This window comes from Acetobacterium wieringae, assembly GCF_026646375.1.
GTDB lineage: Bacteria > Bacillota > Clostridia > Eubacteriales > Eubacteriaceae > Acetobacterium > Acetobacterium wieringae_A.
Window position 1 is genome coordinate 107,975 of the sequence record NZ_JAIPPU010000007.1, and the last position, 20,599, is coordinate 128,573.

20 protein-coding genes are annotated in these 20,599 nt (G+C 44.5%); 7 read left to right on the forward strand and 13 right to left on the reverse strand.

Annotated elements, in window-relative coordinates; translation table 11 throughout:
• Positions 1-123: 123 nt before the first annotated feature.
• Positions 124-2,022: a ThiF family adenylyltransferase gene (locus tag Q7P33_RS08265; RefSeq protein WP_303869189.1), complete on the reverse strand. Its 1,899-nt coding sequence runs from the start codon at positions 2,020-2,022 to the stop codon at positions 124-126.
• Between the two features lie 202 nt (positions 2,023-2,224).
• Between Q7P33_RS08265 and Q7P33_RS08270 the strand changes: the two genes are divergently transcribed.
• Positions 2,225-3,370: a PLP-dependent aspartate aminotransferase family protein gene (locus Q7P33_RS08270; protein ID WP_303869190.1), complete on the forward strand. Its 1,146-nt coding sequence runs from the start codon at positions 2,225-2,227 to the stop codon at positions 3,368-3,370.
• Positions 3,367-4,545: a MalY/PatB family protein gene (locus Q7P33_RS08275; RefSeq protein ID WP_303869192.1), complete on the forward strand. Its 1,179-nt coding sequence runs from the start codon at positions 3,367-3,369 to the stop codon at positions 4,543-4,545. Before Q7P33_RS08270 ends, Q7P33_RS08275 begins: the two co-directional genes overlap by 4 nt.
• 36 nt (positions 4,546-4,581) lie before the next feature.
• On the opposite strand, the gene Q7P33_RS08280 is transcribed toward Q7P33_RS08275, so the two are convergent.
• The 9 genes from Q7P33_RS08280 to Q7P33_RS08320 form a co-directional block, all read right to left on the reverse strand.
• On the reverse strand, positions 4,582-5,754 hold the full coding sequence (locus Q7P33_RS08280) for a pyridoxal phosphate-dependent aminotransferase (protein WP_303869268.1): 1,173 nt from the start codon (positions 5,752-5,754) through the stop codon (positions 4,582-4,584).
• A gap of 12 nt (positions 5,755-5,766) precedes the next feature.
• Positions 5,767-7,095 carry a phenylacetate--CoA ligase family protein gene (locus Q7P33_RS08285; protein WP_148636359.1) on the reverse strand — a complete coding sequence of 443 codons (1,329 nt, stop codon included), beginning with the start codon at positions 7,093-7,095 and terminating at the stop codon, positions 5,767-5,769.
• Positions 7,092-8,003, reverse strand: a complete 912-nt coding sequence (locus Q7P33_RS08290) for a thiamine pyrophosphate-dependent enzyme (protein WP_303869194.1) — start codon at positions 8,001-8,003, stop codon at positions 7,092-7,094. The genes Q7P33_RS08285 and Q7P33_RS08290 overlap by 4 nt, the downstream gene beginning before the upstream one ends.
• The gene (locus Q7P33_RS08295) at positions 7,996-9,165 is read right to left on the reverse strand and encodes a transketolase C-terminal domain-containing protein (RefSeq protein ID WP_303869196.1); all 1,170 of its coding nucleotides are present in this window, start codon (positions 9,163-9,165) and stop codon (positions 7,996-7,998) included. The genes Q7P33_RS08290 and Q7P33_RS08295 overlap by 8 nt, the downstream gene beginning before the upstream one ends.
• Positions 9,158-9,460, reverse strand: coding sequence for a 4Fe-4S binding protein (locus Q7P33_RS08300; protein ID WP_070371969.1), 303 nt, complete (start codon positions 9,458-9,460; stop codon positions 9,158-9,160). Before Q7P33_RS08300 ends, Q7P33_RS08295 begins: the two co-directional genes overlap by 8 nt.
• Positions 9,461-9,994 (reverse strand): 2-oxoacid:acceptor oxidoreductase family protein, encoded by a 534-nt coding sequence (locus tag Q7P33_RS08305; protein WP_303869199.1) that lies wholly within the window; start codon positions 9,992-9,994, stop codon positions 9,461-9,463.
• 28 nt (positions 9,995-10,022) lie between these two features.
• On the reverse strand, positions 10,023-10,682 hold the full coding sequence (locus Q7P33_RS08310) for a methionine ABC transporter permease (RefSeq protein ID WP_303869201.1): 660 nt from the start codon (positions 10,680-10,682) through the stop codon (positions 10,023-10,025).
• Positions 10,672-11,685: a methionine ABC transporter ATP-binding protein gene (locus tag Q7P33_RS08315; protein WP_070371966.1), complete on the reverse strand. Its 1,014-nt coding sequence runs from the start codon at positions 11,683-11,685 to the stop codon at positions 10,672-10,674. The genes Q7P33_RS08310 and Q7P33_RS08315 overlap by 11 nt, the downstream gene beginning before the upstream one ends.
• Before the next feature lie 73 nt (positions 11,686-11,758).
• On the reverse strand, positions 11,759-12,592 hold the full coding sequence (locus tag Q7P33_RS08320) for a MetQ/NlpA family ABC transporter substrate-binding protein (RefSeq protein WP_303869204.1): 834 nt from the start codon (positions 12,590-12,592) through the stop codon (positions 11,759-11,761).
• A 315-nt stretch (positions 12,593-12,907) separates the two neighbouring features.
• Between Q7P33_RS08320 and Q7P33_RS08325 the strand changes: the two genes are divergently transcribed.
• On the forward strand, positions 12,908-13,597 hold the full coding sequence (locus Q7P33_RS08325) for a glutamine amidotransferase (protein WP_148636367.1): 690 nt from the start codon (positions 12,908-12,910) through the stop codon (positions 13,595-13,597).
• Between the two features lie 74 nt (positions 13,598-13,671).
• Here Q7P33_RS08325 and larE read toward each other — a convergent pair whose 3' ends face one another.
• Positions 13,672-14,478: an ATP-dependent sacrificial sulfur transferase LarE gene (gene larE, locus Q7P33_RS08330; RefSeq protein ID WP_070371963.1), complete on the reverse strand. Its 807-nt coding sequence runs from the start codon at positions 14,476-14,478 to the stop codon at positions 13,672-13,674.
• 274 nt (positions 14,479-14,752) lie between these two features.
• Between larE and Q7P33_RS08335 the strand changes: the two genes are divergently transcribed.
• The 4 genes from Q7P33_RS08335 (at position 14,753) to Q7P33_RS08350 (ending at position 18,518) form a co-directional block, all read left to right on the forward strand.
• Positions 14,753-15,085, forward strand: coding sequence for a helix-turn-helix transcriptional regulator (locus Q7P33_RS08335; RefSeq protein ID WP_148636369.1), 333 nt, complete (start codon positions 14,753-14,755; stop codon positions 15,083-15,085).
• A gap of 37 nt (positions 15,086-15,122) precedes the next feature.
• Positions 15,123-15,890 (forward strand): EFR1 family ferrodoxin, encoded by a 768-nt coding sequence (locus Q7P33_RS08340; protein WP_228883131.1) that lies wholly within the window; start codon positions 15,123-15,125, stop codon positions 15,888-15,890.
• Between the two features lie 158 nt (positions 15,891-16,048).
• On the forward strand, positions 16,049-16,771 hold the full coding sequence (locus tag Q7P33_RS08345) for a DUF2786 domain-containing protein (RefSeq protein ID WP_070371960.1): 723 nt from the start codon (positions 16,049-16,051) through the stop codon (positions 16,769-16,771).
• 226 nt (positions 16,772-16,997) lie between these two features.
• A complete protein-coding gene (locus tag Q7P33_RS08350) occupies positions 16,998-18,518 on the forward strand; it encodes a methyl-accepting chemotaxis protein (protein ID WP_303869211.1) in 1,521 nt (506 codons plus the stop codon).
• 96 nt (positions 18,519-18,614) lie between these two features.
• Here the strand turns inward: Q7P33_RS08350 and larC are convergent, their stop codons facing one another.
• Together larC and larB are read right to left on the reverse strand one after the other, a co-directional pair.
• Complete coding sequence (gene larC, locus Q7P33_RS08355) at positions 18,615-19,766, reverse strand: nickel pincer cofactor biosynthesis protein LarC (protein WP_070371958.1); 1,152 nt, start codon at positions 19,764-19,766, stop codon at positions 18,615-18,617.
• A gap of 49 nt (positions 19,767-19,815) precedes the next feature.
• Positions 19,816-20,565 (reverse strand): nickel pincer cofactor biosynthesis protein LarB, encoded by a 750-nt coding sequence (gene larB / locus Q7P33_RS08360; protein WP_303869213.1) that lies wholly within the window; start codon positions 20,563-20,565, stop codon positions 19,816-19,818.
• Positions 20,566-20,599 lie beyond the last annotated feature (34 nt).

Here is a 20,599-nt window from a genome sequence, read left to right on the forward strand (position 1 = left end):
AATATGATATCATAAATCGGACAGCTGTTCAAGGATTTATCGATAATTGTTTAAAATTAGTGAACAACAATTATTGAAAAGACAGCGTCGCAATTTAACATATCCAGCATTTAAATCAAGTGTTTAGTTGTCAAGGCGATCATCTTCACAAACAAATGAAAAGGAGCCAAGTTCATGGATACTCGGATCTTGACCGCATAACGGACAGCTCGTATCTTTTTTAAAACTAAAAAGATCAAATGAGGTTGCCAGGGTGTCAATCATTAAAAGACGTCCGGTTAAATTGGGTCTAAGACCAAGCAATTGTTTTATGGCTTCAACGGCCTGGAGTACCCCAATCACCCCGGGCACCGGGCCTAATACACCGGTTTCAGAGCAACTGCCAGCAGTCTGACCATCAGCTTGAGGAAACAGACAGCGAAAACAAGGGCCATCATCAGGAATCAAGGCGGTTACCTGGCCGTAATATGATAGGGCACCAGCTTCAATCAGCGGCTTTTTTTCCTGATAACAGGCATCATTGAGCAGATAACGGGTTGGTAAATTATCCAGACCGTCAATGACCAAATCATGCTGGCTAATTAAAGCCCGGGCATTTTCAGTACTGAGAGCTTCGGGATAAAGCGTTATATTCAGCTCGGGATTAATTGACTTAAGGGCGATCCGGGCCGATTCAACTTTTAACAGGCCGATTCGGGAGCTGGAATGCAGGATCTGGCGATTCAGATTACTGATTTCAACCTGGTCAAAATCGATCAGGCTCAGGTGAGTAAGTCCAGCCTTGGCGAGAACCAGATTGGCCGGACAGCCCAGACCTCCGGCACCGACGGTTAAAATTCGGGCGGATCTAAGCTTGTTTATATCAATCCCTTGCGATAAATCCGTTGGCGGATGAAGGGGCTGACTGGAGATAAACTGATTATCAAAAATTTGGCTGACCAAATCATAATAAAAGCCTGCTGTCTGCTGTTCACCGATGTTTAGACATGCTTTAACCAATTCGATTGGTAGCAGGGTTCCAGAAAAGGCGGCACTGAGATCAGAGCCAAGCGCAATTAATTCATGATTTATGGCCTGATGATCGGAAAAACCCTTATTCTGCAGGGCGTCTAGAAATAGCTTCATGGTGGCCTTATCATGACAATAGTTAAAGCACCCCTGCCAGGTTTCACAAACAGACACCAAGGTCGGTGTAAAGGTTGTGGCGAGAGTAGCACGGAGAAGCGACTCAACCAGCTTGCGGCAAAAGTCGTTGCTTCCATGAATCAGGTTAAAATCAGCAGGCGCCGTGACGGTTTTAACTAACTGCAAAGTGACATCCGGGTTTTGATCCCGCAAGTTTGCACAAACGGGTTCCCAATTGTCCGGGTTATTAAGAAAGCAGTCGATCTGACCAATGCCCATGGCAACCAGGTAACGAAGCAGCAGATCGGCGATCTTAAGATTTGGAGCACAAACCAGTATTTTTGTCGTCAGCAGTTTTTTTTGGCCAGCACCACCGATGTCTGGCATAATGATCTGGCGCAGATAGCGCTTAATCTGGGCAGGATCGGTTAATCCTTCGGTTGGAGCCTGATTCCCGTTGGGGGCAGCGTCCTGATCAGTCGCTTCGATATTTTTGACTACATCTCCTTGTTGTTGATCTGAAGCCTGTTGCTGGCAGTGCTGCTGATAGTTTTGGATGGCATCATGGAGGGCATCAGCGGCGATGTTTGAGCACAGTAGCTTTTCAGGTGGCAAACCGCCAAGTGCAGTAGCGACATCAGCATTGGTAATTTTAAGGGCTGCGGCAAGGGTTTTTCCACTGGCAATTACGGTAAGCATGCTACTGGCGGCAATGGCAGCACCGCAACCGAAGGTTTTAAAACGCACCCCTGTCAATTGCTGATCTGAAACTTTTATATAGATTGTAATTTTATCACCATCGATTGGATTACCGGCGTGTCCCACGCCATCAGGCGTGGCAAAATCGCCAACATTACGGGGATTGGAAAAATGGTCGAGTACTATCTCGTTGTACATGATATACCTCCTATGCATATATCACAATTATACTATGGAATTAATATGATATACAACTGAATTGAATGATCTTAAGTAAAAGAAAAAATTATTGATGTGATCGAATAGACATGTCGAATCATCTTGACATTAATAGGCGAATCGGTTAGTATTGACTAAACATACTGAATCACTATGAATTGATATAAGAATGGAGAATGATATGGATTTTGGAACATTATGCATCCATGGTAACAATAATAAATATGATAACACCGGAGCCATCAGTGTCCCGATTTTTCAGACGGCTACCTTTGCTCATCCTGGGGTTGGCGAGAGTACTGGTTATGATTATACCAGACAACAAAACCCCACCCGGGAGCATCTCGAAAATATCCTGACCCGGATGGAAGAAGGTGTCGATGCGATGGCTTTTTCATCGGGGATGGCAGCCATCAGCGCGGTGATGGAACTTTTTTCCCCGGGGGATCACATCATCGCCTCGGACGATCTTTACGGTGGTTCTCATCGGCTTTTTCATCACATTTCGATTAAGAATGGAATCAGCTTTGATCTGGTTGATACTGCCGATCTTTCGTTAATTGAGCCGCTGATCAGAACCAATACCAGAGCTTTATTTATTGAAACGCCGACCAACCCGATGATGCAGGTCACCGATCTGGCTGGTGTAGCCGAGATTGCCCGCAAACATCAGTTGCTGTTAATGGTTGACAACACCTTTTTGACCCCGTATTTTCAGAAACCGCTGAAATTAGGTGCCGACATTGTAATCCATAGCGGCACCAAATACTTAGGTGGTCATAATGATACCATTGCCGGTTTTGTAGTCACCCGGGATAAAACCCTGGCTGACAAGCTGCGCTTTATTTTTAAAACGACCGGAGCTGGGTTAGCACCCTTTGACAGCTGGCTATTAATTCGGGGAATCAAGACCTTACCGATTCGGATGGATCGACAACAGCAAAATGCCGGCGTGATTGCCAGGTGGCTATGTCAACAGGAACGCATTAAGGCAGTCCATTATGTAGGTCTTGAAAGCCATCCCGGTTATCAGATTTCGAAACGTCAGGCGACGGGTTTTGGCGGGATGATCTCTTTTGAAGTGGACAGTGAAAAAACGGCTCACCATATTCTGGAAGGAGTAAAACTGATTCAGTATGCTGAAAGTCTGGGCGGAGTGGAGAGCTTAATCACCTATCCAATGCTGCAGACCCATGGCGATATTCCAGAAGAGCAGCGTGAAGCCAAGGGGATTAATAGTCGCCTGCTACGCTTGTCTGTTGGAATTGAAAGTGTTAATGACCTGATCGATGAGCTCGATCGGGTTTTAAAGGAGACGGTCCAATGAAATATAACTTTGACGAAATAATCACCCGGGATAATACCAATTCCATTAAATATGATTTTGCCCATCGGCGTGGGATGCCAGAAGGGCTTTTGCCACTTTGGGTAGCTGATATGGATTTCAAGACTCCGGCCCCGGTTGTCGAGGCCCTGGTTGAAAAGAGCAAGCATGGTATCTTTGGATATTCAGAAAGCGGCCAGGATTATTTCTTTATCTTAAAGGAATGGTTTAAAAGTCGGTTTGGCTGGAATATCCAGCCGGATTGGCTGGTGACCACCCCCGGAGTGGTTTACGCTATTGCCACTGCCATCCGGGCGTTGACTAGAGAAGGTGACAGCATCATTATTCAGCAACCGGTTTATTATCCCTTTGCCGAAATGATCACGGTCAATGAGCGGAATCTGGTAGTTAACCAGTTAGTTTACGAGGAAGGCCGCTATCGCATTAATTTTGACGACTTTGAAAAAAAGATCTTAGAAAATGATGTCAAGTTGTTCATTCTCTGCAATCCCCATAATCCGGTGGGACGGGTGTGGACGCAGGCAGAGTTGACTCGCCTGGGCGATATCTGTTTAAAACATGAGGTCATCGTCATTGCGGATGAAATTCATCAGGATTTTGTTTATCCGGGCTTTAAACATCTGGTTTTTGCTAATTTGAAGCCGGAATATTTAAGTAATACAATTACCTGTACCGCTCCAAGCAAGACCTTTAATCTGGCTGGGCTTCAGGTTTCCAATATTTTCATCGAGAACCGGGAGATTCGCAAAAAGTTTAGAAAAGAAATGCACAAAGGCGGTTATAATGAGATCAGCATTATGGGCATTGTCGCCTGCGCGGCCGCCTATTCCAAAGGGCAGAAGTGGCTGGAGGAATTAAAGGATTACTTATTTAATAACTTGAACTTTGTTAGAACATATCTGGCAGAGCGGCTGCCCCAGATAAAACTGATTGAACCGGAGGGAACCTATCTGATCTGGCTGGATTTTTGTGAACTGGGCCTTAGCAATCAAGAACTGGAAGATTTAATTATCAACCGGGCGGGCCTCTGGCTGGATGCCGGGACGATGTTTGGTGCTGGTGGCGATGGCTTTCAGCGTATCAATATGGCGTCACCCCGGTTGATTCTGGAGCAGGCCCTTAATCAGCTGGAAAAGGCCATCAAAAATGACGTGTAAAGCCAAATAAATAGCGAAATAAAAAGGCAGAGACTTCTAAAAAGAATGTCTCTGCCATTTTTGTTTAAGATCGGCCAAACGGTTCAGGGCCTCATAGAGGGTTGCTTCTTTTTTGGCAAAATGCAGACGGATCAGGTGATTGACATCTTCCCTGAAAAAAGTAGAGCCGGGGACAGCCCCAACGCCGACATGTTCGGCTAACCAGGTGCAAAAAGCCAGATCATCATCGGCTTTATAGGGGGATACATCAATCATCACATAATAGGCACCCTGGGGTGTACTGTAGCCAAGGCCGATATCATCAAGACCGTTTAAAAAGAGCTGCCTTTTGGCAGTATAGTGTTTGCGCAAATCAAGATAATAGTCATCACCAAATTGCAGCCCAACGGTGGCGGCTTCCTGGAGCGGTGCCGCGGCACCGACGGTTAAGAAATCATGAACCTTTTTAGCGACATCAATAATATGTTCCGGGGCGATAATATAGCCTAACCGCCAACCGGTGATGGAATAGGTTTTTGATAAAGAACTGCAGGAAATCGTGCGTTCAAACATTCCCGGTAAAGAAGCCAGATAAATGTGTTCATGGGGTTCGTAAACAATGTGTTCATAGACCTCATCGGTGATTACATAGGTATCATATTTCTTGGCCAAATCAGCAATAATCGTCAGTTCTTCGCGGTTAAACACCTTGCCGGTGGGGTTGGAAGGGTTGCACAGAATCAGCGCTTTGGGATCTTGTTTAAAGGCGGCTTCCAACTCATCGGTATTGAAGTTAAACGCAGGCGGATGAAGCGGGACATAGATTGGAACAGCACCGGATAAAATGGTATCCGCTCCATAATTCTCATAAAAAGGCGAGAAAACGATGACCTTGTCACCAGGATTGGCGACAGTCATCATCGCGGCCATCATCGCCTCGGTGCTGCCACAGGTCACTACAATTTCGGTTTCCGGATTAATTGATCGGCCCATTAACCGGTTCTGTTTTTGTGCCAGGGCTTCCCGGAAATTTTGCGCCCCGCAGGTAATCGAATATTGATGAGGCCCCTGACGGGAAGCTTTTTCCAGAGCCTCAAGAATTGGTTTCGGTGGATCAAAGTCAGGAAATCCCTGGGACAGGTTGACCGCATTATACTGATTGGAAATACGGGTCATCCGTCGGATTACAGAATCGGTAAAGTCAGCAGTTCGGTTACTCAGTGGTTTCATCATGCACCTTCTTTAAATTTCATAGATTAAGGTTCGCTCATCGATTAAGCGTTTTGCCTTATGAGTCGCCCGCTCCAAATCACCATCGTTTAAGATTGTGACATCACCAGGTTTTACACCTAACCGGGTTTTTAGCGCAGCAGCCACCCGTTCTTTTAATACTTCATCCGGTTCATTGTTGTCATCGGATTTTTCGATTTCCAGCCGATATTTAACCGAATGATTTTGTTCATATAAACGAATCAGGTATTCGCCGGTAATTCCTTCAGTTCCCCGGATAACAAACTCAATATCACTGGGGAAAACATTAACCCCAGAGACAATAAACATGTCATCCAATCGGCCATGAATTTTAATGCGGGCGTGGGTTCGCCCACAACTGCAGGGTTTGCGGTTGACTGAGCCAATATCACCGGTTTTGAAACGGATCAGTGGTCGGGCTTTTTTACGCAGGGTGGTGTAGACGAGTTCACCCCGTTCACCATCGGGTAAGGGTGCTCCGGTTTTTACATCCAGGACTTCAACCAGAATGTGATCCTCAGCGATATGGAGGCCATCCTTGGCTTCGCACATCCCGGCGCAGGCCCCGAATATATCTGATAATCCAAAAAAGTCATATAGCTCGGCATTCCAGACTTTTTCGATGGTTTCCCGGGTGGTTCCAATCGAGCCACCGGGCTCGCCGGCTACAATGATAGTACGAATGGCCAAATCCTTGGCAGGGTCAATGCCCATTTTAAGGGCTGTTTCGCCAAGATACAAAGCATAAGATGGAGTTGTCCAGATAATCGTCGGTTGGAATTCTTTTAAAATAAAAAGCAGTCGTTCCGATGGCACAGTTCCGGCCCAGATACAAAGGGCTCCCAAATTCTGGGCCCCGATGACATCCGGTCCACCGACAAATAGTGAAAAATTCAGAGCGTGAACATAACGGTCATGTTTACGCATCCCGGCACCATAAAACAGGCGACTTTCGACATCCTGCCATTCGTCGAAATCCTGTTTGGTAAAGGGGCTGAGGGTTGGCACTCCGGTTGAGCCGCTGGAAGCCGACACAAAAACGACATCATCTTCACTGACGGCAATCATGTCGCCTAAAAGCCCGCCTTTGGCCTGCCGTTCCCGTTGGGTGGCCTTATTGGTAAACGGGAATTTTTGAATATCTTCGAGCTGGTTAAAATCGGCTGGGGTCAGTCCGGCCGCATTAAAGGCTTCTTTATAATAAGCAGAATTGCTGTAGGCAAATGTCAGTATATCTTTTAATTCGCGACGCTGTAATTCTTCCAGATCTGCTCGTGGCAGGGTCTCGATTTTTTCATCCCAATATTTTTTCTCGCTCATAATTCCTCCTTGGTGGTATTCCAATTTTTTTGTATCGCTGCCCACTTGGCATCCCGCTGTGCTGCCAGTATTTCAATGTCTGCATCGTCTAAATGTTTAAAGCGACCTTGTGATAGCAGATAATCTTTAATTGATGAAAAGTCGCGGGGGTTTTTATTAAGTGTAAACTGTCCGTTTTCGTATTCGGCCAGATACCACAAACCGCAATCGATCATTTTTCTGGCGATCTCAATGGTTTCATTGACGGGAATGCCCCAACCAATCGGGCAGGGGGCGACCACATGGATGTAGGTTGTGCCCTTTATTTTTGAAGCCTTTTCAATCTTATTGATAAAATCGGGAAGATTCCCGATACTGGCGGTGGCAGCATAGGAAATATTATGGGCTGCCACAATCTCAAAGAGATTTTTTTTGGGGCGTAGATTACCGTGAATATTTTCACCGCTGGGGGTCGTGGTTGTTTTGGCGCCAAACGGGGTTAAACCGCTCTTTTGGATACCGGTATTCATATAGGCTTCATTATCGTAGCAGATATAGAGAATATCATCGTTGCGGTCAATCGCCCCGGATAAGGCCTGAATGCCGATATCGGCAGTTCCGCCATCGCCGGCCAACCCGACCGCTTTGAAATTCTTAATCCCAACCGCCCGGGCACCAGCTTCAACACCGGTCAGCATCGAAGCGGTTCCGGCAAAGGTGGAAATGATCGAATTATTGCTAAAACACAAATGCGGATAATTAAATCCAACCGCCGACATACAGCCGGCTGGCAGTACCGAAATAGCCCTCTCGCCCAGAACTTTAAGAGCGATCCGCACGGCCAGACTGCCACCGCAACCGGCGCAGGCCTTATGGCCATAAAAAATTTCACTATCCGTGATCGTTTTTGCAGTTATTTGATTAGTCATCAATGGTCACCCCCAGTCCGATAAAATTAACATGTTGCCCACCTGTTTGCAGATGGCGAAAGATTGCGGTGATGTTTTCCCGGCTGATATCACGGCCGCCGAGACCGGCAATGAAATTATAAGTTTCCAGACGTAAGCCATTCTTTGCAATAACCGAGTTAACATTGGTATAGACGGTGCCTTCATAACCAAAGGAAATGTCTTTTTCCAACACCCCAACAGCTTTTGCTGATCCCAGTGCCGCAACCAGATCATCACTGGGAAAGGGCCTTAAAAAACGGAGCTTGAGCAGGCCGACCTTTTCGCCACGCTCACGCAACTCATCAACCACCTCGCGGCAAAGGCCGGTGATACTGCCCAGGGTAATCAGGATATAATCGGCATCGTCAAGACGGTAACCCTGGGTCAGTCCACCATAACTGCGGCCAAAAATTTCGGCAAATTTCGCATCGGTTTCTTCGATAATCCGTTTGCTGCCCAATATGGCTTTGTGCTGGAGATATTTAAATTCCATATTATTGTCGGGACCAACGCTAAAAGCCAGGTTTTTCGGGTTATCCAGACTCATTTTGTTCTCAGTTTGAAAGGGTGGCAAAAAGCGGTCAGCATCGGTCTGACTGGGGATTTCCACGGTTTCGTAGGTATGGGTCAGCACGAAGCCATCCAAATTGACCATAACCGGGGTTGATACCAAGGGGTTTTCGGCAATATGGTAGCTTTGCAGGGCCATGTCCAGGCTTTCCTGGGCATCTTCAACATACACCTGGATCCAGCCACAGTCAAGCTGTGAGAGGGAATCCCGCTGGTCGCCATAAATATTCCAGGGTAAGGCGGTGGAGCGGTTGGCATTCATCATCACGATCGGAAAGCGACCGCCGCTGGCATAGGGCAAACATTCCGCCATGTACAGCAGACCCTGTGAAGAGGTCGCCGTAAAGGTGCGGGCGCCCATGGCACTGGCACCAATGGCACAGGATAGAGCGGAGTGTTCCGATTCAACGTGGATCAGTTCGCTTTTTAAACTGCTGTCTTCCACCATTTCAGAAATTCGCTCGACCACTGTTGTCTGCGGGGTGATCGGGTAAATCGAAATAACCTGGGGGCGGGCCAACCGAACCCCTTCGGCAAAGGCATCATTGCCTGATAAAAATGCTTTAGTCATTTGTTTCTACCTCCATTTTAATGGCTTGCTTGGGACAGACTTTTTCACAGATGCCGCAACCCTTGCAAAAGTCGTAGTCAATATCCAACCCATCAGCTGTTTTAAAAATAACACCGTCGGGACAGTAAAGATAACATTGCAGGCAGTTGATGCATTCACTCGTAACGATAATCGGACGTTCATTTCGCCAGCCGCAATTTTTTGTAACCAGATAGCCGGCTTCACTGGCAGTGCCTAAGGGGTAATCTGACAATTTTTGGGGTTTCTGATAATGTCGTAAATAAGGCTTGCTCATTTAGTAAACCTCCTTAAAATGATCATAGGATTCTTGTAGAATCAACTGGTTTTTGGCCGCGTGGGTTGCCGACAAATACTGATTACTGGCCTGCTGCAATGATGATAGCGAAACATCGTCAGAGATACTTGCCAGGGCTCCGAGCATTGCTGTGTTACTGAGGGGCTTTTTGATTATGTTAAGGGCAATCAGATTTGCATCAATTGTCTGGATCTGTGAAAAATCACGAAACTTTTCTGGGGTTGCGGTGTTAATCAGGGCGATGCCATCGTCTTTCAGATCGTTTAAATAATCAAAAGAGAACAAACTGTCATCCAGAAAGATTAAATAATTACAGGCTTTAATTTCACTCCGATTGATAATTGCTTGCGTATCAATTTTATTAAAGGCCTGAATCGGCGCACCGCGGCGTTCGGGGCCAAAAGAAGGAAAAGCCAGCGAAAATTTATTGTCGATTAATGAAGCGGCCCCCAAAATTTTAGCAGCGGTAAAGGCCCCTTGCCCGCCGCGTCCATGCCATCGTATTTCAATCATAATGTTTCCTCGATTCTTAAGTAGTGTTTTATTTGCTGCTTTTATCCAGTTTTTTTGCGGATGAATCCCCAATAACCTGAAAGATCTGTACCAGCAGCACCAGAACGATCACACAGATAAACATCACTTCGGGTTCATAGCGCTGATAGCCGTATCGGATGGCCAAATCGCCAATTCCGCCGCCGCCAACGGTTCCGGCCATAGCCGAAAAACCGATTAATGACACCGCAGTGACGGTAATGTTCTTAATCAGCGATGGTAAGGCTTCCGGCAGCAGAATCTTCAATACAATCGACAATTTACTGGCCCCAGAAGCAATGGCGGCTTCCAGTACGCCATTATCAACATCGGAAAAAGACGCTTCGGACAGTCGGCCAAAAAAGGCGATGGCCGCTACTGCCAGAGGAATGACCACAGCATTGGGACCGATGGATGTATGCACGATCGCTTTTGAAACGGGTATCATCAATACCAGCAAGATCAAAAAGGGGATTGAACGGGTGATATTAATAATGACGCCGACAATTTGGTTGATGACCCGATTTTTGAGAAAAAGTGTATTCGATGTTAAAAATAATAACAGGCCAATACTGCCACCAATGATGATGGCGGCCAACAGGGACGAAATGACCATTTGCATGGTTTGACCAAAGGTCAGGATCAGTGCTGCTTTTAAATCAAAGTCCATGATTGATTACCTCCAAATCGGCCGTATTTGCGGCAAGAAATTCGATTGCCAGTTTTAGTGGCTCAGTTTCGCCAATTAGCTGAACATATAGTATCCCAAGCGGTAAATCGTTGATGTATTCAACCTTTCCCAATAAAATATTAAAACCAATCTGAAAGGTATTGGCAGCGTAATAAAGAATCGGGTTGTTGGCATTGTCCCCCTTAAATGTGAGACGGATAATTGGCCCTTGCATCTTGTCAATAATTTGCTCAGGCAAATTGAAATGACTGGTATGACTTAATAACTGTCGGGTGAAGTCTTCCCGTGGTTTGGTGAAAATATCATAGACATCGCCAATTTCGACGACCGAGCCCTTGTTCATTACCGCACATCGGGTACAGATACTTTTGATGACATCCAGTTCATGGGTGATGATGACAATGGTGATACCAAATTTTTTATTCAGGTCTTTTAATAAGCTTAAAATGGATGAGGTGGTTTCCAGATCAAGAGCGGATGTGGGCTCATCACAGAGCAGAATTTTGGCATCATTGGCCAGTGCCCGGGCAATTGCAACCCGCTGTTTTTCACCACCTGAAAGGTTGGCGGGGTAGGAATTGGACTTCTCCGATAAATTGACCAGATCCAGTAATTCTTTGACCCGGGTTTCAGTTTCCGCTTTTGATTTCCCTGCTGCCTTTAAAACAAAGGCAATATTCTGATAGACGGTTAGATTTCGGGCCAGATTAAAGTGTTGAAAAATCATCCCGATATTGCGACGGAGTATTCGCAACTGTGTTCTCCGATAATTGGTGACATTTTCGCCGTCTACCAATATTTCACCGGAGGAAACAGTCTGTAATAAATTGATGGTACGAAGCAGGGTGCTTTTGCCGGCACCACTTGAACCGGCGATACCAAAGATCTCACCCTTTTCAATTTTAAAATGGGCATCATTGACAGCCTCAAAAATCTGTTTGTGCTGTTTAAAGCTGACAGAGACATGCTTGAATTCAATCATAATTGTTACCTTTTTCTATAGGATTTAAGGCAAAAGCTCAGTTCTTTAAATTAACTGAGCTTTTGTTAAAATTTTAATAGTCAGATGGTCTTTGGAAAGAAACATATTGTTTGGTCGGATCCTCGATTACTTTTTTAAAGGCATCGGATTCGATTGCGGCAATGACATCTTTCGCGAAATCGGAATCTTTATCTTCGGTTCGGACAGCGACACCATTGATGTAGCCCTCAGACAGTTTTTCATTATAAAGGGCATCAGAAAGGTTGAGTCCTGAACTGAGTGCATAATTACCGTTAATCACGGCAATGCCGACACTGTCAAGACTTCTTGGTAATTGAGGCGCTTCGATTTCGACAAACTGTAAATTTTTAGGATTGCTGGAAAGGGTGTTTTGAGTGGCTGTTTTAGGATCGACAGCTGGGTCGATGGTGATAATATTGGTTTGCGCCAAGACTCGAATAGCCCGGGATAAGTTAGTCGCATCATTTGGAATCGCTACGGTAGCGCCGTCTTCGATATCATTAATGGTTTTATATTTTTCGGAAAAAATTCCCATCGCAGCAGTGGGAACTTCTTTGATAAAGGTTAGGTCTAAGTTATTTTCCTTTGAGAAGTTAGCCAGGTAAGTAGAATGCTGAAACAGGTTGAGATCAATTTCACCGGCAGCTAAAGCTTTGTTTGGTTGAACATAATCTGAGAATTCGACGATTTCAACGGTATAGCCTTTTTCTTCCAAGGATGGTTGAATGGCTTCAGTGAACATATCTCCATATGGTCCGGCACACACGCCAACTTTCAAAACCTTTGCTGGTTCGGTTGTGGCAGCACTTGAAGAAGAACAACCCGTGAGAGCAATAAGCAAAATGCTTATAATTGCAATAAATCCGATAATTCGTTTAGTTTTCATTTGAGATCCTCTCTTTTCTAATCATAAAATTTTTAATTTTTTTTAGTTTATCTACTACATGTAATTACTACATCAGACAACACATGGATTTAGTCATGAGGTCACCACCTTTCAAATCATAGTAAATTTATATGTTTAATGTGGTTTATTATAACAGGAACCATTTGTTTTTGCAAGAATAAAACATATAAAAATAATATGAATAATATTATCTATTTCATCAGCCATTTCTATTGACAATTAGCTCGTTATTATATATAATTTAATACATATAGGAAAAGTATGAAACGACTGTTGTTTGAAGGAGGAACTATTATGAAAAAACTGCTCATTATAAAGACCGGATCATCGGATCAACATGTGATCAACAAATGTGGCGACTGTGATGTCCGCATTGCCCAGTGTATAGGGATACCATATGATGATGTCCGGGTAATTTCAGTCTATGAAAATGCCGTACCAATTCTGCCGGACGATATTGCTGGCATTATTATTACTGGTTCCCCTTCAATGGTAACGGATTTGGAACCCTGGGGGGTAGCAACCGCGCAATGGTTAAAACAGGTTGTTAAAAAGAACATTCCTGTTTTGGGTATCTGTTTTGGACATCAATTGCTTGCCCATACCTTTGGTGGTTCGGTTGACTATCATGAACAGGGTGAAGAAAAAGGCGAGGTTGAGATTCATCTTACTGAAGATGGCAAGAAAGATCCATTGCTGGGGGTATTACCAGCCCGTTTTAGTGCATATTCGTCCCACTTTCAGACCGTTACCAAAATACCACCTGATACCGTGATATTGGCAGAAAATGATTTTGAGACGACTCATGCACTTCGATATAAGGAAAACGTCTGGGGCGTTCAATTTCATCCAGAATGTGTAGGCGATGTATTTTGTAATACTATTGAACATAAAACATATGGTAAAGCCTTATTAAGGCGCTTTTATGATTTAGCTGTGACAGCACAAAATGATGAAAAAACAATGCGTTGGCACAATAGCTAGTTAGATTAGAATATGATAAAAGAGACGACAAAAAACAGGATTACTAAATCAAAGAGTCTAGCAATCCTGTTTTTTTATAGCGTCTCGTTCATGCTGCCGGTTCGATAGCCTTTTAAATCAAGGCTGATATAAGTGAAGCCAATGGTTTTAAAACGATCATGAATTTTACTGCGAATACCTTCATTAACTAAGGTTTCGAAACCGGCTTCATCGGTTTCGATCCGGGCCAGGTCACCGTGATAGCGGACGCGCACCTGATGGAAGCCGAGATCAAGAAGGTATTGTTCAGCCTGGTCGATCATCTGCAGGCGATCTGGGGTAATATTCTCGCCATAAGGGAATCGGGAAGACAGACAGGCAAAGGATTGTTTGTTCCAGGTGGGAAGATTCAATTCCTTCGACAGCTGACGGATTTCATCCTTGGAAAGCTTGGCAAATCGTAACGGGCTTTTGACACCTAACTCGGTTACCGCTAATAGTCCCGGTCGGTAATCACCATCATCGTCAGTGTTGGAGCCTTCAATAACGTAATTTAATTTCTGAAGAGTCACAATTTCTTTGATCTTGGTAAAAAGCTCGGACTTGCATAAATAACAGCGGTTCTTGGGATTATGGGAAAAACCTTCAATATCCAGCTCTTCCGAATCAATTATAAAGTGATCGACACCCAATTCTTCAGCATAGGCGGTGGCTTCCTGTAATTCGCGCTTGGGAAAGCTTTCGGACCGGGCGGTCACAGCGACCGCTTTTTTTCCTAAAACATCGTAAGCAACCTTTAGCAAAAAAGTCGAATCAACACCGCCGGAAAAGGCTACGGCGACACTTTCCAGTTCGTTCAGGTAATCTTTTAACGCTTGATATTTATTGGTCAGGTTATCCATAATACACTCCTTCGCATTAATCATAGTAACTATATATGATTAATATTTTATGGTATTTTTAACCCGTTGTCAAGTGTGATTGTGGGGAATAAATAGCCTGAAGGAGGGAATTGCTTTACAGTCGCTGAATACGGATCGGATGAAAAAAACGCAGATAATCAATTTGAATGGTCTCGAATTTCTTTCCCGATGTTGATAAAAATATTTATTCATGTATACTATTAGCAATGGTTTAATGAATTAAACCATTAAACGGAGGAAGGGAGTGCTAGAAATGAGTAACGAGCAAAAAGCACTGATTGAAATGTTCAAAGATTGTCAACCACTACTCACCGCCATCGGGGATGAAACCCGACAGTTAATCATGGTGGCAATTATGGAAAATGGGTGCTATCCTGGCATTCGGGTAGGAGAAATTACCAAAAAAGTCAATCTGTCCCGACCAGCAGTATCCCATCATATCAAAATCCTGATGGATGCTAAGATTGTTAATGTGAGTAAGCAAGGAACCATGAATTTTTATTATCTGGATCCGGAAAAAAGCAGGTTGCTGCATTTAAAAACTTTGGTGGAGCATATTGAACTGTTAATGGAACAATGCAAGTAGCGTATCAAATTACATACTCAAAATAAAGGAGAAGAAGATGATATTTTATTTTACCGGAACCGGTAACTCGTTGTATGTGACAAAAAGGATTGGTGATGAGCTGGGAGAGCGACTCGTCGATATAACCACGGCTATGAAAGAGAAATCTTTTGTTTATTCGCTTTCAGTCGATGAAAGAATTGGTTTTATTTTCCCGGTTTACTTTTATGGCGTACCTTCAATTGTAGCTGATTTTATAGCTGAGCTCATAATTGAACAAAATCTGGAAGCCCGCATGCAACCTTATGTATTTAGTGTGATGACTTGTGGCGGCGGAATGGGCGGAACGCCGAAAATGCTGGAAGATCTCCTGAAAAAGCAAAAGGTGTCGCTCGATGCTGCGTTTGAAGTTAAGATGGCCAGCAATTACATCATGATGTACCAGCCAACGGGGCCAGCGCTACAAAAGAAGATACAGATTACAACAGATAAAAAGCTAACTGACATTATCGCTGCAATATCAAAGAAAAAGAAGGATGATAGCAACAAACGAAAAAAATCGTTTTTGACCAATATAGCTTATCCGCTATACGTCCATGGCCGAAAAACCAGGCTCTTTTATGCTGATGACAAGTGTAACGGCTGCGGAAAATGCGAGAAAATTTGTCCTGTTTCGGCGATTCAAATGGTTAATAACAAGCCGGTTTGGACGGCAAAACAATGTACGCACTGCACCGCCTGTATCAACCGCTGTCCCCAGAAAGCGATTCAGTATGGAAAGAAAACCCTTAAGTGGCGACGGTTTGAAAATCCCATCCTAAAATAATTAAGAATCCATAAATTTTTCCGTCTTCGTTCTTGACAGTTGGAGCCATACCAAATAAAATAAGAGATGTATAGTAAAATGATATTTAATTAAGATGGATTCTATATTGAAGTGTTTGTTTTTGGCAAAAAGCAGAAAGTTCAAAACGAGGAAGAAAAATGGAAGCCAATATCAAAGATCGAATAAAAAAACTGTTAGCCCTTGGTAGAAGTCCCAATCCCAATGAAGCAAATTACGCAATATTAAAAGCAAAAAAGCTGATGGTTGAATACAAGCTGACTGAACGGGAATTATTGCGCCATGATGAAAATCCGATTAAAGTGGATAGTGATATTTATTATACAACCCGCAGTGAGCATTGGATGACTGGCCTGGCGGATGTGATTTCGGAGAACAACTGCTGTGTCTTTTATATGGTCACGCCGTCCGGATCGCAACGCCATTATATTATTTTTCATGGTTACGAGGAAGATGCGCTGATTTGCAACAGCATTTTTGCCTATGCTGTTGATTGTGTGCGAACCCAGATCAAAGCGATAAAAAAAGTGATGAAGTTAAATGAGCAGCCAGCTAATATCATTAATGAAGCGTGTGAAACTTATGGTAAGGGTTTTTATGAAGGTTTGGATGACGCTTACACGACCCAGGAGTATGTGCATCAGGAGTGGGGGCTGGTGATGGTGGTCCCACCGGAAGTTAAAGCAATTCTTGAACCGATGGAACGTGCGCACATTAAAGAGAAGAATCATGATGATCATTATTCGTTTTATGCTCAGGGCTACCGTGAAGGCAAGGTCTTTACGACCCAAAATAAATTGGCAGATACAAAAGAAAAAACGACAGCAGAAGATAATCCAACGACAAATCAAGAAGCTGTCTGAAAATCAAAGGTAAGCAAAAAAACACCGGCACCTTGTTTTTAACAAGTTATCGGTGTTTTGTTGCGTGATACGGAGGATTATTATGTTAAAATAAAGAAAATAGACGGATCTTATAGCTCAGGTTATGGTAATTGAAAACAGGAAGCTGGCATTTTTTGTTTATCGGCGCGCAAATTGGATAAAAATATAAATAAGCCAATATACTTACCGATAAGGAGAATGATTGATGAAATTCAAGTATAAAATCGTAGCCCTGTTTGTGTCGGCCATTGTTTTAATCAACCTTGGAATCGGTATTTATGCGGTAAACAGCATGCAGAATAAAGTGCTTGATGCTGCCCGCTCCAAGCTCCTGAGTGATGCTGCTTTGGGCGAGGCTTTCCTGGATCAACAGATTCCCGGGGACTGGATTATTAAAGAGGGCGATTTGTACAAAGGCTCGGTGAAAATGAATGATAATTTCGGAATTGTTGATCGAATCGGGGAGTTAACAGGGGATACGGTAACGGTCTTTCAAGATGATACCCGGGTTGCCACAAACGTAAAAGATGCAGAAGGTAATCGGGCGGTTAATACGGAGGCAACCGACGTGGTTAAAAAAACTGTTTTGGATCAGGGCGAAACATACATCGGTAAGGCCAATGTAGTGGGTGTCTGGAACCAAACAGTCTATAAACCGATCACCAATGCCAAGGGCGAGGTGATCGGCATCTGGTACGTGGGAATTCCCAATACCATCTATGACAAATTGGCTATGGATTTCAGAAATATGCTGATTTTATTTTCCATCGTGGCCGTTACGCTGGCGGGTATTGTCATTTGGATCATTACTGACCGGATGACCCGACCATTAGTGATGCTGGAAAAAGTCACCAATCGGGTAGCGCAAGGCGATCTGACGCAACAAGTTGAAACGGTCAAAAGTAAAGACGAAATCGGCGTATTAGCCGTGGCGATTGAGCGGATGATCGTTAATATGCGAACAGCTTTAAAAAAAATAGCGGATTCTTCGGAAGAGGTTGCCATGGGTGCCCAGAATATTTCCACGGCCAGCACATCCCTGTCGATTGGCGGCACGGAACAGGCCAGTTCCATTGAGGAACTGACTGCCTCCATCAACGAAATTGATGAGCAGACTACCATCAACGGCGAAAGTGTCAGTCAAGCTGTTGCATTGGTCCGTCATGCCCAGGCTAAGGTTAACAGCGGTGACCGGGAAATGCATAATATGCTGGCCTGTATGGATGACATTAATGATTCATCGCAGAATATCGGAAACATCATCAAAGTAATCGATGAGATTGCCTTTCAAACCAATGTACTGGCATTAAATGCCAGTGTGGAGGCCGCTCGGGCCGGGGAACATGGCAAAGGGTTTGCAGTGGTCGCCAGCGAGGTAAGAAACCTCTCCATCCGCACGACTGACGCAGTAAAACAAACCTCCAGTTTGATTGAAGCATCGGGAAAGAATGTCAAAATCGGTATCGAAGTGGCAAATCGGGTGTCGGAAGCACTGGACGAAATCAAAGCGAGTATGAAAGCCGTTGAAACCCGGGTTGAAGCAGTTGGCAAAGCATCAGAGCAGCAAACCCAAAATATTCACGAAATCAATTCAGGGATCAGTATTATTGCCAACGTGGTTCATACTAATTCAGCAACATCGGAAGAAACTGCCGCCGCCAGTCAAGAACTCTTTAACCAGGCTGAGATATTAAAAAGACAGACCAATCAATTTAAGCTTCAGTAAATCAGGGTAATTTTAAAAGGAATATCAGTGGATACAACAAAACAAAAGACTCAGAAAGCTAAGCATCTGAGTCTTTTGTTTTACTGGTTTGCAACGCTACTTTAGTTTTTCAACCATTTCTAATACTTCCCACAGCGATTTGCCCGATTCCTGGGCGATTTTTTTGACATCCTCATATTCCGGGGTAGCCCGGGTAATATCGCCCTGTTGGGATATTTTAATGGTTACTTCACCCAGTGGAGTTGCTATTTTTTTAAAATGCCGGTGCATGCAGGTTCGCTCAACCGGGTATTTGCGAATGCCGATGGTGGAGGTTTCCTTTAGAATAATTTCTTCAATCAGCGGCAGCCGGGCTTCGCTGCAGAGAACCGTCAGGTGGATGCCTGGGCGGTTTTTCTTCATATAGACCGGCGTGTAAAAGGCATCCAGGGCACCGTTTTGCAATAAAACTTCGAGGACATAGCCAGCCATTTCGCCAGTCATGTCATCAACATTGGTTTCTACCACCATAATGGTGTTGGCTTCAGATTTACGCCCCTGAATAATCCGCAGAGCATTTAAAACCCCAAAATCCTTGCCGCCAAAACCATAGCCGGTTTTTTCCGGAATAAAACTGGGGGTGGTCGGGGAATAGGTAGCCAATTCAGCGAGAATGGCCACCCCGGTGGGCGTGGCTGATTCACCGTCTATGGCCTTGGAATACATTTCGAAATTGGAATTACAGAGGATCTCTGCGGTGGCTGGAGCTGGTACCGGTAAGAGACCATGGGCACAGCGAACCCAGCCGCTGCCGACATTTATTTTGGAACCATAAACCAGATCCGGTTTTAAGGCATGATAACAGATGGCCGCCCCGACGATATCAACAATTGAATCGAGAGCGCCAACCTCATGAAAATGAACCCGTTCAACCGAAACATTATGAACCTTGCCTTCGGCGACTGCCACCCGCATAAAAATAGCCAGAGCAGTTTTTTTAACCTCGTCTGAGAGGGTTGAATTTTCGATGATTTCTTTTATATCGTTAAAGTGCCGATGATGGTGTCGGTCAGCTTCCAGGATAACATGACAGCGAGTGCCGGAAATTCCCTTTTTCATGGTTTGCTCGGCTTCGATACGAAACCCGCTGAGATTCAGCTTTTTCAGTTCAGCGTCAAGGTATGCTGGATCAATACCCAAATCAATAAAGGCACCCAAAACCATATCCCCACTAATACCGGAAAAACAATCGAAAAATAAAACCTTCATGGACAATTCTCCTTCTTTGGGCCACGCCCTGATGAAATTTCGCTTATGTTTATAGTTTGTTAATTTTTGATGCCATACAGGCAGCCCCAAAACCATTATCAATATTGACAACACCAATCCCGCTGGCGCAGGAGGTCAGCATCCCCAGTAAAGCCGAGATTCCACCAAAGCTGGCGCCGTAACCGATACTGGTGGGAACGGCAACGATGGGTTTATCGGTGAGTCCACCGACGACTGAGGCCAGAGCACCTTCCATACCAGCCACCACAATAATGACTTTGGCGTGATTGATAATTGGGACGTTGCCAAGTAGCCGATGAATCCCGGCGACTCCCACATCATAGAGTCGTTTGACCTGATTGCCCATCACCATGGCAGTTACAGCGGCTTCTTCAGCAACCGGAATGTCTGAGGTTCCGGCCGTGACGACAAGAATATAATCTTCGGTGGTTTTATATTCTTCCCGTTTGACGACCACGGAGCGGGCTTCTTCGTAATAAATAGCATCAGGGGTAATGGATTTGATGGTGTCGAAGACGTCCCGTTCAGCCCGGGAAGCAAGGATGTTGCCAGTGGATCGGGTCAGCATGTTTTCGACAATCCCCTTAATCTGGTTCAGCGACTTTCCGGGACTGTAAATCACCTCCGGATAACCGTTTCGTAGCTCCCGGTGATGATCCACTTTGGCATAGGAAAGGTCTTCATAGGGCAAGGTTTTTAGCAACTCCAGAGCGGTATTGACCTCGCATTCGTGGTTTTTGACGTCTTCCAATATTTTTGTTAATTGATCTACATTCATAATTGTCTCCATTACTGCTGATGAATCAGCAAGA

Bases quoted from the DNA above. Each gene is read 5' to 3' on its own strand.
- Q7P33_RS08320 (WP_303869204.1), bottom strand. From the start codon at position 12,592: ATGAAAACTAAACGAATTATCGGATTTATTGCAATTATAAGCATTTTG.
- Q7P33_RS08310 (WP_303869201.1), bottom strand. From the start codon at position 10,682: ATGGACTTTGATTTAAAAGCAGCACTGATCCTGACCTTTGGTCAAACC.
- Q7P33_RS08295 (WP_303869196.1), bottom strand. From the start codon at position 9,165: ATGACTAAAGCATTTTTATCAGGCAATGATGCCTTTGCCGAAGGGGTT.
- Q7P33_RS08340 (WP_228883131.1), top strand. From the start codon at position 15,123: ATGATATTTTATTTTACCGGAACCGGTAACTCGTTGTATGTGACAAAA.
- larE (WP_070371963.1), bottom strand. From the start codon at position 14,478: ATGGATAACCTGACCAATAAATATCAAGCGTTAAAAGATTACCTGAAC.
- Q7P33_RS08315 (WP_070371966.1), bottom strand. From the start codon at position 11,685: ATGATTGAATTCAAGCATGTCTCTGTCAGCTTTAAACAGCACAAACAG.
- Q7P33_RS08280 (WP_303869268.1), bottom strand. From the start codon at position 5,754: ATGAAACCACTGAGTAACCGAACTGCTGACTTTACCGATTCTGTAATC.
- Q7P33_RS08265 (WP_303869189.1), bottom strand. From the start codon at position 2,022: ATGTACAACGAGATAGTACTCGACCATTTTTCCAATCCCCGTAATGTT.
- Q7P33_RS08275 (WP_303869192.1), top strand. From the start codon at position 3,367: ATGAAATATAACTTTGACGAAATAATCACCCGGGATAATACCAATTCC.
- Q7P33_RS08285 (WP_148636359.1), bottom strand. From the start codon at position 7,095: ATGAGCGAGAAAAAATATTGGGATGAAAAAATCGAGACCCTGCCACGA.
- Q7P33_RS08335 (WP_148636369.1), top strand. From the start codon at position 14,753: ATGAGTAACGAGCAAAAAGCACTGATTGAAATGTTCAAAGATTGTCAA.
- Q7P33_RS08305 (WP_303869199.1), bottom strand. From the start codon at position 9,994: ATGATTGAAATACGATGGCATGGACGCGGCGGGCAAGGGGCCTTTACC.
- Q7P33_RS08300 (WP_070371969.1), bottom strand. From the start codon at position 9,460: ATGAGCAAGCCTTATTTACGACATTATCAGAAACCCCAAAAATTGTCA.
- Q7P33_RS08325 (WP_148636367.1), top strand. From the start codon at position 12,908: ATGAAAAAACTGCTCATTATAAAGACCGGATCATCGGATCAACATGTG.
- Q7P33_RS08270 (WP_303869190.1), top strand. From the start codon at position 2,225: ATGGATTTTGGAACATTATGCATCCATGGTAACAATAATAAATATGAT.
- larB (WP_303869213.1), bottom strand. From the start codon at position 20,565: ATGAATGTAGATCAATTAACAAAAATATTGGAAGACGTCAAAAACCAC.
- larC (WP_070371958.1), bottom strand. From the start codon at position 19,766: ATGAAGGTTTTATTTTTCGATTGTTTTTCCGGTATTAGTGGGGATATG.
- Q7P33_RS08350 (WP_303869211.1), top strand. From the start codon at position 16,998: ATGAAATTCAAGTATAAAATCGTAGCCCTGTTTGTGTCGGCCATTGTT.
- Q7P33_RS08290 (WP_303869194.1), bottom strand. From the start codon at position 8,003: ATGACTAATCAAATAACTGCAAAAACGATCACGGATAGTGAAATTTTT.
- Q7P33_RS08345 (WP_070371960.1), top strand. From the start codon at position 16,049: ATGGAAGCCAATATCAAAGATCGAATAAAAAAACTGTTAGCCCTTGGT.